The 12,907-nt window shown below is 64.4% G+C and carries 14 protein-coding genes; 8 read left to right on the top strand and 6 right to left on the bottom strand.

Annotation, left to right across the window (positions count from 1 at the left end):
* Positions 1-240 precede the first annotated feature (240 nt).
* Both A3E77_RS05015 and A3E77_RS05020 read left to right on the top strand, forming a co-directional pair.
* The gene (locus tag A3E77_RS05015; RefSeq protein ID WP_293643782.1) at positions 241-1,365 is read left to right on the top strand and encodes a DUF47 family protein; all 1,125 of its coding nucleotides are present in this window, start codon (positions 241-243) and stop codon (positions 1,363-1,365) included.
* A gap of 15 nt (positions 1,366-1,380) precedes the next feature.
* Entirely contained in the window at positions 1,381-2,394 is a 1,014-nt protein-coding gene (locus tag A3E77_RS05020) for an inorganic phosphate transporter (RefSeq protein WP_293643784.1), read from the top strand.
* Here A3E77_RS05020 and A3E77_RS05025 read toward each other — a convergent pair whose 3' ends face one another.
* A complete protein-coding gene (locus tag A3E77_RS05025) occupies positions 2,395-3,873 on the bottom strand; it encodes a DUF4403 family protein (protein ID WP_293643786.1) in 1,479 nt (492 codons plus the stop codon).
* Positions 3,874-3,942: 69 nt separating this feature from the next.
* A complete protein-coding gene (gene rimO, locus A3E77_RS05030; protein WP_293643788.1) occupies positions 3,943-5,313 on the bottom strand; it encodes a 30S ribosomal protein S12 methylthiotransferase RimO in 1,371 nt (456 codons plus the stop codon).
* A gap of 92 nt (positions 5,314-5,405) precedes the next feature.
* Between rimO and A3E77_RS05035 the strand changes: the two genes are divergently transcribed.
* Positions 5,406-5,735 (top strand): DUF423 domain-containing protein, encoded by a 330-nt coding sequence (locus A3E77_RS05035; protein WP_293643790.1) that lies wholly within the window; start codon positions 5,406-5,408, stop codon positions 5,733-5,735.
* Positions 5,736-5,739: 4 nt separating this feature from the next.
* Here the strand turns inward: A3E77_RS05035 and A3E77_RS05040 are convergent, their stop codons facing one another.
* The 3 genes from A3E77_RS05040 to serS form a co-directional block, all read right to left on the bottom strand.
* Positions 5,740-6,807: a potassium channel family protein gene (locus A3E77_RS05040; protein WP_293643791.1), complete on the bottom strand. Its 1,068-nt coding sequence runs from the start codon at positions 6,805-6,807 to the stop codon at positions 5,740-5,742.
* A gap of 63 nt (positions 6,808-6,870) precedes the next feature.
* Complete coding sequence (gene surE, locus A3E77_RS05045) at positions 6,871-7,644, bottom strand: 5'/3'-nucleotidase SurE (protein ID WP_293643793.1); 774 nt, start codon at positions 7,642-7,644, stop codon at positions 6,871-6,873.
* A gap of 94 nt (positions 7,645-7,738) precedes the next feature.
* Entirely contained in the window at positions 7,739-9,019 is a 1,281-nt protein-coding gene (serS, locus tag A3E77_RS05050) for a serine--tRNA ligase (protein WP_293643795.1), read from the bottom strand.
* A gap of 158 nt (positions 9,020-9,177) precedes the next feature.
* Between serS and A3E77_RS05055 the strand changes: the two genes are divergently transcribed.
* The 3 genes from A3E77_RS05055 (at position 9,178) to A3E77_RS05065 (ending at position 11,777) form a co-directional block, all read left to right on the top strand.
* Positions 9,178-10,131 carry a hypothetical protein gene (locus tag A3E77_RS05055; protein ID WP_293643797.1) on the top strand — a complete coding sequence of 318 codons (954 nt, stop codon included), beginning with the start codon at positions 9,178-9,180 and terminating at the stop codon, positions 10,129-10,131.
* A 705-nt stretch (positions 10,132-10,836) separates the two neighbouring features.
* Complete coding sequence (gene dksA / locus A3E77_RS05060; RefSeq protein ID WP_293643799.1) at positions 10,837-11,298, top strand: RNA polymerase-binding protein DksA; 462 nt, start codon at positions 10,837-10,839, stop codon at positions 11,296-11,298.
* A gap of 89 nt (positions 11,299-11,387) precedes the next feature.
* Positions 11,388-11,777: a PilZ domain-containing protein gene (locus A3E77_RS05065; RefSeq protein ID WP_293643801.1), complete on the top strand. Its 390-nt coding sequence runs from the start codon at positions 11,388-11,390 to the stop codon at positions 11,775-11,777.
* A 50-nt stretch (positions 11,778-11,827) separates the two neighbouring features.
* Here the strand turns inward: A3E77_RS05065 and A3E77_RS05070 are convergent, their stop codons facing one another.
* Entirely contained in the window at positions 11,828-11,986 is a 159-nt protein-coding gene (locus tag A3E77_RS05070) for a DUF465 domain-containing protein (protein WP_293643803.1), read from the bottom strand.
* Positions 11,987-12,109: 123 nt separating this feature from the next.
* On the opposite strand from A3E77_RS05070, the gene A3E77_RS05075 reads away from it, so the two are divergent.
* Together A3E77_RS05075 and A3E77_RS05080 are read left to right on the top strand one after the other, a co-directional pair.
* Entirely contained in the window at positions 12,110-12,307 is a 198-nt protein-coding gene (locus A3E77_RS05075; RefSeq protein ID WP_293643805.1) for a YdcH family protein, read from the top strand.
* Between the two features lie 82 nt (positions 12,308-12,389).
* The gene (locus tag A3E77_RS05080; RefSeq protein ID WP_293643807.1) at positions 12,390-12,860 is read left to right on the top strand and encodes a DUF1465 family protein; all 471 of its coding nucleotides are present in this window, start codon (positions 12,390-12,392) and stop codon (positions 12,858-12,860) included.
* Positions 12,861-12,907: the final 47 nt, after the last annotated feature.

A 12,907-nucleotide genomic window follows, 5' to 3' on the forward strand; every position in this document is an offset into this window, starting at 1 on the left:
CAGCTGTCGCATCCGCGGGGCGTTCCATCGTCGCCGTGCCTGCCATCATCCTGTCTCCCGACTATGTTTGGAGGATAGATTACGCACCGCGTTTCATTTTGCAATCGAATTGACGTTTACGGAAAGTGCGGCGTCGGCGAAGCGTCCTTGTCGCTGTCACATTATTGTCATAGGGGCGTAACCTCTTTGTCACTCAGGGCCGCGCGCGGCCGCAATTTCATGGAAAGGATGGAAAGCAACATGCGTCAGATCGCCGTCCTTCCCTATCGATTCGGTGGACCCGCGCAGGACGGGCCGACCGAAATCCTGTTGATCACCTCACGCGAAACAAAGCGCTGGGTGGTGCCGAAAGGCAATCCGCTGACCGGCATGACACGCCATGCGGCCGCCGCCGTGGAGGCCGAGGAGGAGGCGGGGGTGATCGGCGCCGTCTGTCCGACTCCGATCGGCAGTTACGAATATAGGAAGCGCCGGGCGAACGGCGCGTCGATCATGTATAATGTCGAGGTGTTTCCGCTCGCGGTGACGAACGAACTCGACGACTGGAAGGAAATGGACGAGCGCGACCGCAAATGGTTCTCGTTCCGGGAAGCCGCGTCGGCGGTGGAGGAGCCGGATTTGCAGGCGCTGATCCGCTCGTTCGGGGACGGCGGCTTCCGCGCTGTCGCCGCGCCGCGTGGCGCCGTCCAGAATGGTGCAGAGAAAGCAGGGGTAAGCCGGATGTTCGCATGGTTTCAGCGTTTGCTGCCGCGACAGGGAAATTTTTTTGAATTGTTTGAAAGCCATGCCGCGACGCTGGTGGCCGGTGCCAACGCCTTGTCGCGGATGCTCCAGGGCGGCGAGGGCATGGCGGACCATGTCCAGGAAATCATCGAACGCGAACATGACGCCGACGCCATCACGCGCGAAGTGCTCCAGACCGTCCGCCGCACCTTCCTGACCCCGTTCGACCGCAGCGCGATCACCGACCTGATCGCCTCGATGGACGATGCGATCGACGAGATGCAGAAGACCGCGGGCGCGGTCGACCTGTATGACGTCACCGAGTTCGAGCCCGAAATGCGCGATATCGCGGGTATCATCGTCGATGCGGCGCGGCTGACGGCAGAGGCGCTGCCTTTGCTCCGCAACATCGGCGCCAACGGCCCGCGGCTGCATGAACTGACCGAACGGCTGGTGCGAATGGAGGGCCATGCCGACGAAATCCATGCCGCCGGTCTGAAGCGCCTGTTCCGCGAACATGGCGAAGCGAATCCGACGCAATTCCTGATCGCCCGCGAGTTGTTCCGTCATCTCGAACGCGTCACCGACAGTTTCGAGGATGTTGCGAACGAGATCGACGGCCTGGTCATCGACCACGCGTAGGCGGGGGCGTCCACCATGCACGAACTCGCTTTCCCGCTCCTCGTCGGCCTGGTCATCCTGGCGCTGGCGTTCGACTTCCTGAACGGGCTGCACGACGCCGCGAACAGCATTGCGACCGTTGTCGCGACGCGCCTGCTGCGGCCGGTGCAGGCGGTGCTGTTCGCCGCATTTTTCAACTTTGCCGCCTATTTCCTGTCGGTCATCTTTCCCGAACTCCACAAGGTGGCGGAAACGATCGGCAAGGGTATCATCGACAAGGATCTGGTGACCCCCGCGGTCGTGTTCGGCGCGCTGGTCGGTGCGATGTTCTGGAACGTCGTGACCTGGCTGAAAGGCATCCCCTCGTCGTCGAGCCACGCGTTGGTCGGCGGCATCGTCGGGGCAGGGGTCGCCCATGCGGGGTTCGAGGGGATCGAATGGACCGGGCTGAACAAGACCGTCATCGCGATCTTCCTGTCGCCGATGCTGGGGATGTTGCTGGCGATGCTGGTGATGCTGCTCAGCAGTTGGGCGCTGCGCCGCGCCACGGCCAATTTCGCTGAAAAGACCTTCCGCCATCTCCACCTGTTTTCGTCGGCTGCCTATTCGATCAGTCACGGGCTGAACGACGCGCAGAAGACGATGGGGATCATTGCGGTCCTTCTCTATTCGACCGGATATCTTCAGGGCGAATTTCACGTTCCGCACTGGGTGGCCTTCAGCTGCTATGTCGCCATCGCGCTCGGCACCCTCTCGGGGGGGTGGAAAATTATCGAGACGATGGGCGGCCGCATCACCAAGCTGTCGCACCATCAGGGTTTTGCCGCCTCGACCGGCGGGTCGATCATGGTCTTCACCGCCAGCCTGCTCGGCATCCCGGTGTCGACCACGCACACGATCACCGGCAGCATCATCGGCGCCGGCGTGGCGCGCCGCACCAGCGCGGTGCGCTGGGGCGTCGCGGGCAATGTCATTGCGGCGTGGTTCATCACCATCCCGGCGAGCGCGATCGTCGCGGCGATCTTCTACGCCATCACCCGCCTGTTCTGATCATTTCGCGGGGCGATAATCGACCTGCGCCCCGCCGATCATCCGCACGGGCAGGAACAGGCCGTCGCCATAGGCCTTGATCTCTCCCGTCTCGAAGCGATCGACGCGGGTGCGGATGACAAAGTCCCCCTCGCGCCGCTGATCGACCGCGCGTTTGATCTTGCCTTGCAGTTCGTTCAGGTCGCGCGCGAAATTCTGGGTCAACGCATCGGCGATCAGCGGCGCGAATCCCGGACTCTGGCCCAGCGTGATGAGCAGGTCGCCGCCAACGCCGTCGGTGTCGCCGTTGATCGACAGGTCGGTAAAATGCACCTCGGCCGAACCGGGTGTGTTGTTGGGAACCGCGGTCATCCAGATGCGGCCATGGGTCGGTTCGCCGCTGCGGTCGGCCAGCCGCATGGCGACATCGACGCCCAGTGCAATCCGCCCGCCCGGCGCGCCATAGATCGTCGATTTGCCGAATTTGACCGTCATCGGGCCGACCTTCGGCAGGACGAACGGCCGCGCCGACCGCTTGCGCAACGCACGATCGACCACCGGCTGAAGCTGCGCATAATCGGCAAGGACCGGCACCCGGACGTCCAGATGCGGCTTGGGCGCGGCGCGGACCATGTTCGGCAATGGGGTCGGGGTGGGATCGGTGGGTCGGCCCGAAACAAAGGTTTCGGTGATTGCTTCCAGCCCTAGGTTCAGCCGCATCTGCTGCCCCTCCATGCGGTATCCGCCGTACAGGATACGCTGCGGCGTCACGCGCATCCACACCGGCGGGTTTTCCCGGTTGAGTTCGAGCGCGGTGAAGCTCTGTCGCCACACTTCGGACGCCTGTTGGCGGATGTCGATGCGGGCGATTTCGCGGTTTACCTCGCGCTCGACGTCGCGCACTACGGGTTTCAGCTTGGCGTCGGCCTCGTCAGTAAAGGTGATGCGCTGGCCCAGAAAGTCGATCCCCGGTGCCTTGGTCCAGCCATAGCTGATCCGCGCCGTTCCGCGGGTGCGCCAGTCGGGTGTGATGTCGATCTTGACACGCGCATGCGCCATCGCCGCGCCCGTCGCGGTCTCGCCCTTCAGCACGCCGCCGACGTCGCGGGCGCGGATCGTCGCGCGGATCGGCACGTCGACGATAATCTCGTCGCCCACCCCGCGCAGCCGCAGCGGCCCGCGCGTCACCTGTCCGACGATCGTGCAGGCGATGGGCGGCGTGACCTTCACCTCCTTGCCAAACAGCTTGACTTCCTGCGGCTTGACGCATGCGCGTTCGCGACGGTTGATCGTCCATAGCGTCCTCGGCACGGCCCGTTCGAGCGCCTGCTTTAGTGCGGTGGTGTCGGCGTTGATGGGCACCGCGATCAGCGATGTCTGCGTCGGCGAAGGCGCCTTGTCGGTTGCGCGCGGCGGGGCGTCGACGGCGACTTGGCGGTCGCAGGCGGTGAGTGCGACCACCGCTGCGGTGGTTACGGCTAGTGAGGTGGTCGCCCGCATATTTCAGCCCCCGATTGATGCACCCGTGGTAACGCCAATTGGTAAAGCTCGTTCCAACAAATCAACCGTTCAGCCGACTACCACCCCGAACAGATCATGCTCGTCGGCGTCCTCGATCTCGACGTCGACGATGTCGCCGGCCTTCAGCGTTGCGGCGACGTCGCGAAGGTAGACATGGCCGTCGATTTCGGGCGCGTCGGCCTCGCTACGGCCCGTGGCGCCGATGCTGCCGTCTTCATCCGCCTCGCCGACTTCGTCGATAATCACCGGCAGGGTCCGGCCGATTTTGGCCTCCAGCTTCGCGGCGCTGATCGCGGCGGTTTTCGCCATGATGCGCTGATAACGTTCTTCCTTGACCTCTTCGGGCACCGGGTTGTCGAGCGCATTCGCCTGCGCGCCCGCGACCGGCTCGAAGCGAAAGGCGCCGACACGATCGAGTTGGGCTTCATCCAGCCAGTCGAGCAGATATTGGAAATCGGCTTCGGTCTCGCCGGGGAAGCCGACGACGAAGCTGGAACGGATCGAGATGTCGGGAGCGATCTGGCGCCAGCTCTTCAGCCGCTCGAGCACCTTTGCTTCGTTCGCGGGGCGCTTCATGCGCTTCAGCACGCTAGGCGCCGCATGCTGGAAAGGGATGTCCAGATACGGCGTCAACAGCCCTTCGGCCATCAACGGGATCACCGCATCGACGTGGGGGTAGGGATAGACGTAATGCAGGCGCACCCAAGGGGCGCGGCCTTGGCCGGTCCGAAGCTGGCCCAGCTCGCGCGCCAGGTCGGTCATATGCGCGCGCACCTCGCGCCCGTGCCATTGGCGCGGGTCGTGGCGAATATCGACGCCATAGGCCGAGGTGTCCTGGCTGATCACCAGCAGCTCTTTCGTTCCCGCGGCAACGAGCTTTTCGGCCTCGCGCAGCACCGCGTCGATGCGGCGGCTGACCAGTTTGCCGCGAAGGTCCGGGATGATGCAGAAGGAACAGCTGTGGTTGCAGCCTTCCGAAATCTTCAGATAGCTGTAGTGCCGCGGCGTCAGCTTCAGCCCGCCTTCGGGGACGAGGTCGATGAACGGGCCTTGGGTGGGCGGCGCGGCGTCGTGGACGGCATCGACCACCTGTTCATATTGATGCGCGCCGGTGACAGCGAGGACGTTCGGAAAACGCGCGCGGATAACCTCGGCCTCGTTACCCATGCAGCCGGTGACGATGACGCGGCCATTCTCGGCCATCGCTTCGCCGATCGCCTCCAGGCTTTCTTCCTTCGCCGAATCGAGGAAGCCACAGGTGTTGACGAGCACGACGTCGGCGCCCGCATAATCGGGGGACAGGCCGTATCCGTCGGCGCGCAGCTTGGTCAATATCCGTTCGCTATCGACGAGCGCCTTGGGGCAGCCGAGCGAAACCATGCCGACCTTCGGCTGGGTGGGGAGCGTTTTGACTGTCATGATTGGCGGCGCCTTTAATCGATTTTGCGGCGCTTGTCACGCCCGGCTGGTGCGGGCATGGACGGCATGGTTCGGACGAAAGGATAAAGGCAATGGCGATCGGGGCGTTTGCGGCGATTTCGGCGGCGCTGGCGGTCGCGGCGGGCGCGTTCGGGGCGCATGGCGCGTCGGGACCGCAAGAAGCCGAGTGGCTGCGCACCGGCGGCATCTATCAACTGGTCCATGCGGTCGCGGCGCTCGCCATCATGGGCTTCGCGCGCGGACCGGCGATCCTGCTGCTGGTGGGCGCGGCGCTGTTCGCGGTCACCCTCTATGCGATGGCGTTCGGCGGACCGCGCTGGCTGGGCGCGGTTACGCCGATCGGTGGAACGCTGCTGATTGTCGGCTGGCTCTGGGCCGGCTGGCTATACTGGCGCGCCTAGGGCCCTAGCCGCCGGGAACGCTCGCTTCGCATTCCTCGCAGCGGATGACCTCGACGATCTCGTCGCCGCGTTCCAGGCGCTGGGCCTCGGGTTCCCAGAAACCATAGGGTTTGCCGCCGCGATAGATGCGCAGCCCGCGCCCCCCGCTCGCCAACTGGTCGATCGAGCGGCCCACCTCTTCGGCCGCGATGGGACGTTCGCGCAGCTGGACGCGGCCGCCGATGCTGGCAAGGTCGGCCATATAGTCGGCGACATGCGCGCCCTGCGCCGATCCGGCGAGCAACAGCCCGGTAAAGCTGACCGGGTTTATGACATTGTTCGCGCCCGCCTGCCGCGCGAGCAGTTCATTGTCCTTGGCGCGGATGACGACGCTGATCGGAACATGCGGTGCCAGATGCCGTACCGTCAGCACCATGAGGATGGAGGTATCGTCGCGGCCGGCGGAAACGAGCACCGTCTGCGCCTCTGCAATGCGGACGTCGACAAGCGTATCGTCGTTCGACGCGTCGCCTTCGAGGACATTGCAGCCCGCCGCTTCGGCCGCGTTGATGCGGCTCGGCGACTGATCGATGACGACGATGCAGGCGGGGTCGGTGCCGCGGGCGATCAGTTCCTTGACCGCTTCGCTGCCGCTGACGCCATAACCCAATACGACGATATGGTTGGTGAGCTTTGCCTGGATGCGGGCCATACGCCATTTTTCCCATGTGCGTTTGAGGACGAAATTATAGGCGGTGCCGACAAAGATGAAGAGCACCAGGATGCGGATCGGGGTGACGATCACAGCTTCGATCAACCGCGATCGGTCGGACACCGGCGCAATGTCGCCAAAGCCGGTCGTCGTGACCGAAATCATCGTGAAATAGACAACGTCGAGAAAGCTGATGTGGCCGTCGTGGCTGTCCTTCAGCCCCGCGCGGTCGATCCAGTGGACCAGGATGACGATCGCGATCAGAAAGAAAGCGACACCAAGGCGTGTGACGACATCCGCCCAGATCGGCCATTTGCTCGCCCGTTTCAGCAGGTGAATACCGCTCTGGATATGACGCTTGGGGTTCGGCCGCTTGCTCATTGCCGCCCTTGTGCCAAAGCGAGGGGACGAAGGCCAGTCCCCCTGTTTGTCGGGATGACAATGTTAAATTTTGTCAGCCGAATACGCCCCGCGCAGCGCCGCGAGCGACGCGTCGTGGGTCAGGTCGAGCTGGAGCGGGGTGACCGAGATATATTGGTCGTCGATCGCCTCCAAATCGCTGTCGTGGCCCAGGCTATGTTCGATGCCATGCAGACCGAACCAGTAATAACGATAGCCGCGCGGGTCGGTGCCCTCGACGATCGAGCCGCGGCCATAATCGTGGAAGCCCTGGCGGGTGACGCGGATGCCCTTGACCTCGGCCGCGGGGAGGGCGGGGAAGTTGATGTTGATCAGCGTGCGCGGCGCCATGTCCATGTCGAGCAGCGGGCGCAGCACCTTGGCGCCCCACATTTCGGCGGCCTCGAACGGCACGCTGTCGCCCATGCCTTCCTTGGCATAAACCTGGCTCAGCGCGATCGCCGGAATACCCGCCAGCGCGCCCTCGATCGCCGCTGAGACGGTGCCCGAATAGGTGATGTCGTCGCCAAGGTTGGCGCCGCGGTTGACCCCCGACAGGATCAGGTCGGGCTTTTCGGGCATCAGCTTGCCGATCGCCATCATCACCGAATCGGTCGGGGTGCCGCTGCACGACCAGCGGCGCTCGTCATGCTGGCGGATGCGGACCGGGCGCGACAGGGTGAGCGAGTGCCCGGCGCCCGACTGTTCCTCGGCCGGCGCGCAAACCCAGATGTCGTCGCTAAGTTCGCGCGCAATCGCTTCGAGCACCGCCATGCCGGGGGCATGATAGCCGTCGTCGTTGGTCAGAAGGATGCGCACTTTATGGTCTCTCTTTCTTCGTCACCCCGGACTTGATCCGGGGTCCATGACACGCCGCCGCATGGACCCCGGATCAAGTCCGGGGTGACGATGGCTAGGAGGTGGGAGACAGGTGAGTGATCCCACCCATATATGGCAAAAGCGCGTCGGGAACGATGACGCTGCCGTCGGCCTGCTGATAATTTTCGAGGATCGCGACGAGCGTCCGTCCGACCGCAAGGCCCGACCCGTTCAGCGTGTGGACGAACTCATTGCCCTTTACATCCTCGCGGCGGAAACGCGTGTTCATGCGGCGCGCCTGGAAATCGCCGCAGTTGGAGCAGCTCGAAATCTCGCGATACGCATTCTGGCCGGGTAACCAGACTTCCAGGTCATAGGTCTTGCGTGCCGCGAAGCCCATGTCGCCGCTGCACAACAGCATCTTGCGATATGGCAGGCCAAGGCCTTCGAGGATCGATTCGGCGGCGCGTGTCTTGCGTTCGAGTTCGGCGTCCGAATCCTCGGGGCGGACGATCGACACCAGCTCGACCTTCCAGAACTGGTGCTGGCGGATATAGCCGCGCGTGTCGCGCCCCGCCGACCCGGCTTCGGATCGGAAGCAGGGGGTGAGCGCGGTCATGCGGATCGGCAACGCAGCCTCGGGCAGGATTTCTTCACGCACCGCGTTGGTCAGGCTCATCTCCGACGTCGAAATCAGCCAGCGGCCGTCGGTGGTCTGGAACAGGTCTTCGCGAAACTTCGGCAACTGCGTCGTTCCGTATGCGGCCTCGTCGCGGACCATCAACGGCGTCGCGCATTCGGTGTAGCCGGCCTCGATCGTCTGGCGGTCGATCATATATTGGCCGAGCGCGCGTTCGAGCCGCGCCATCTGGCCTTTCAGAAATGCGAAGCGCGCGCCCGACATCTTGGCCGCCGTCTCGAAATCGAGGCCGAGCGCGGGGGCAAAGTCGGCATGTTCCTGCGGCGCGAAATCGAATGTGCGGGGGGTGCCCCAGCGCGAAATTTCGACATTGCTTTCCTCATCCGCGCCGTCGGGCACATCGTCGGCGGGAATGTTCGGGAGCGCAGCAAGCATATCCTGCAACGCGCCGAGCTGTTCGCGTTCGGCCTCTTCCTTTGCGGGAAGCGCGGTCTTCAATTCGGCGACCTCGGCCTTCAGCGCCTCGGCCTTGTCCTTGTCGCCCTGCGCCATCGCCTGGCCGATCAGCTTCGACGCCTCGTTGCGGCGTGCGAGCGACCCCTGGATATCGGTCTGCAACGCGCGCAGCGCCGCATCGGCCGCCACGATCTGGGCAGACAGGGGTTCGAGACCGCGGCGCGCGAGGCCGGCGTCGAAGGCTTGGGGATTTTCCCGGATCAGGCGGATATCGTGCATGGCGGGGCTATGGCGTCGCGGTTCGCGGCGCGCAAGCCCGATCGACGCCATAAAAAAGGGCCGCCCGAAAAGGGCGGCCCTTAGTTCGGTGGTCCGGGTTAGCCCCCCAAACCTCCAGTGGATTTGATCAAGCCGCGTTGGCGTCGTCGTCGTTGCGGTTGGCCGCGCGGCGACGCGCGACGAGCGCGACGGCTGCTGCCCCGAACAATAGCATCATGGGCGGCGCAGGAACAGGGGTCGGATCGCCCGACGAGCTGCTTGTGCTGCCGCCCGAGCTCGACGACGAGCTGCTGGACGACGAACTGCTGGACGACGAACTGCTGCTCGACGACGAGGATGAGGAACTGGTGCTGCCGGTCGAACCGAAGCTGCTGGTGCTGCTGGTCGCGCCCGACGAGGTCGCGCCGCTCGACGTGCTGCTGCTCGACGACGATGAAGAACTGGACGACGAACTGCTCGAACCGCCCGAGCTGCTGCTGGAGCCGCCCGAACTGCCGCTCGACCCGTTCGAGCCGCCCGAACTGCCATGCGACGAACTGCCCCAGCCCGAACTGCCGTGCGACGAACCGCCCTTGGACGAACTGCCGCCCGACGACGACGAGCTCGACGACGAAGAGGAGGAGGACGAGCTCGATGAAGAGCTGCTGCTCGACGACGAGGTGCTGACGTTGCCCGACGAGGTCGATACATTGCCCGACGACGTGCTGACATTGCCCGACGAGGTCGACACGCCGCCGGTCGAGGTGCTGACTCCGCCCGTCGAGGTGCTGACCCCCCCGGTCGAAGTCGACACGCTGCCCGTCGAGGTCGAAACGCCGCTCGACGTGCTCACGCTGCCGGTCGAGGTCGACACACCGCCCGTCGAGGTCGAGGTGCTGACGCCGCCGGTCGATGTCGACACACCGCCCGAGGTGCTGCTCGACGTCGTGCTGAGGCCGCCGGTGGTGGTCGAGGTGACGACGATGCTGCCGCTGCTGCCGCCGCCCGAACTGCCGCCAAAGAAACCGCCGAAAAAACCGCCGCCGAAACCGCCGCCGAAACCGCCGCCGATCACAGTCACGCCGCCGCCACCGCCGCCGCCTTCAAACCCGGTCTGGGGAAAGGGCGCGTAGGGGATGGGGGGCAGGGGGATCGTCTGCGTGACGACCTGGGTCTGCGGGGTCGCCGTGCGAATCACACGCTTCGTCGTGACGACGCGGCGCACGCGCTTCACGGGCTTACGGGCCGCATGGCGCTTGCGGACGACCTTTTTGCCGACGCAGGGCTTGCACGACTGGACCGTCTGGGCGCGTGCCTTGGGAACGTCGGCAATCTGCATTGCGCCGCTACCGATGATTGCGCCGCCGCAGGTGCAGGCGCAAAGTTTGGCAAGGGCCATTCGGACAGACATAGGCTTCTCTTTCTTTCCCGTTGCAGGTGCAAAGCGCCACCGACCGACACCCCAATTCACCTTCGCTATAACCCAAAAGGCCAAAGCTTTGTGAACGCGGCAATTGCGTTAACCGCGTTTGCCTGTCCGAGAGCGGGAAAAGGGATGCGGAATCAACCAAAAACGCCTTATCTGTCCCAAAACAGAACGTAATCTGCAACAATTCTATGCGATTGGTTAACCTTCGGACCTAAATCGGGACGTTTGTCCGGCTGCAATGGGGACGCAGAATCGGACCTGTCGCCGCGCCGGTTCATCGCTGCTTCACGGGCCGTCGCTATCCGCAGCTTCGGCGCTTGTATCGCAGCCAGCGGCTGGTTATAGGCGCGCCACTCCCCGAACCGCACGGCGGCCCGCGGGGTGACAGGAAAGGACGCGAGAGCCCCTCATGCCGACCAAGATTGCCGACGTTGGCGCTGACGCGCTTCGCGAAGCCAAATCCAATCTCGATTCGGATTACGTCCCCAGCGACGACGAAGAGTTTATGAACGACCGGCAGCAGGAATATTTCCGCGGCCTGCTTCTCGCCTGGAAAAAATCGATCCTGTCCGAATCCGAATCGACGCTGGCGCATCTTCAGGATGGCCCGCTGCGTGAACCCGACCTCGCCGACCGCGCGTCGAGCGAAACCGACTGGGCGATCGAGCTCAGAACCCGCGACCGTCAGCGCAAGCTGATCGCCAAGATTGATTCGGCGATCCGCCGCATCGACGAGGGCGAATATGGCTATTGTGCGGTGACCGGCGAACCAATTTCGCTCGCGCGCTTGCAGGCACGCCCGATCGCGACGATGACGCTCGAAGCGCAGGAGCGGCATGAGCGCAACGAACGGATTTCGCGCGAAGATTGATCGCGGCGGCGCGCCGCGCCCCATTTACGTTTCCGCAATGACCGGACCCTAGATTCCTGTTTCGACGACAAGAAGGAATCGGGGCGCACATGGATTCACAACAGCCGACATCGGTGGACGAGGAAGTCGCAGCACTTTCGCGCGCCGCCGATCGTGACAGCCTGTTCCTGCAAGCGCAGCTGAACGTCCCCGGCCGCCCCGACGCGGTCACGGTGCGCGTACGCAATCTGTCGCCCGGCGGGATGCTGGCCGAAGCCAGGGTCAATGTCGCGCAGGGCGCGGCGGTCGAGGTCGAACTGCGTAATGTCGGTCCGGTTGCGGGTCGCGTCATCTGGGCGGGCGAAGGCAAATTCGGCATTGCGTTCGATCGGCCGGTCGATCCGCAGGCCGTTCGGCGCCAGGTGGTTTCGCAATCCGATTTGCCGCCGCATCTGCGGCGCACGGGGCTCGAGCAAGGCCCCTTCTATCGCCGGCGCTGATGCGCCCTTTGAACGGGGCGCGATCAGCGGGGCGATAGCGCTGGCGATCGTCAACCGATCGCGAGCATCTCTTCCTTCAGTTTCAGTTTCTGCTTTTTGAGCAGCGCGACCACGCCGGTATCGGGGGCGGGACGGCGCTCTTCATTCGCAATTTTCGCATCGAGGTCCGCGTGGCGGGACTTCAAGGTGGAAAGGTGCGACGTGCTCATTGGCATTCTCCTTTTCGACTCGATGGGCAGGGCGAAGTAAATCACGAAACGGCCGCGATGTCGTGACGATTCGGTCAAGCGGTCCCCGTTGCGGACCAGTGGTGAACGTGGCAGGGAGGCCGTGTGAACCCCGAGGAAATTACCCAGCGCCTGGAACTGCTTCGCGTCGAGCACCGCGATCTCGATGCGGCGATCATTGCGCTTGGCACGGCGACGACCCCCGACCAACTGCAACTCGCGCGGCTCAAGAAACGCAAATTGCGCCTGCGTGACGAAATTGCCTGGTGCGAGGATCAGCTGCTCCCTGACATTATCGCCTGAATCAAAACGGGACGGACGGCGCCGCAGATTTCATGGTTACCGCCATTGCCGACCCGGCCGGGTGCATGGCATCCCCCGATGCATGATCGGCGGGCGAACGAACATGGTGGCAATCGACATACCCGTGCAGCGTGCGCAGGTCGAAAATCTCTATGTCGAGGCGATGCTGCTGGCCGACGAGGCCCATGCCGCCTTTGCCGCGCAGCGCGATCTGGGCGACCTTGGCGGGGGCGCGCTGATGCAGATCGGGCTGGCCTGCGAATCGCTGAAAACCACGACGCGGCTGATGCACATCATTGCCTGGCTTCTCCACCGCCGCGCGATGTTCGCCGGCGATCCCGGCGCGGGTCCGCACGACAGTGCAGCGCGGATCGGGGCCCCGCTTGCCGCCGACTGGGACATATGCGCGGGGTTCCAAACCCCCGTCCGCCGGATCATTGCCGCCAGCGAACGGTTGTTCGACCGGATCGCGGCGATCGAGGCGGGATGGGCGTCGCCGCCCACCGCCGCGCCGGTACACGCGCTCCTCGCACAGCTCGAAGCGCGCCTGTGAGGCTGGGTTCCTGATCAGCGGCGCAAAGAGAAAGCGCGGCCCGACAA

The organism is Sphingopyxis sp. RIFCSPHIGHO2_12_FULL_65_19, assembly GCF_001830555.1.
Lineage (GTDB): Bacteria > Pseudomonadota > Alphaproteobacteria > Sphingomonadales > Sphingomonadaceae > Sphingopyxis.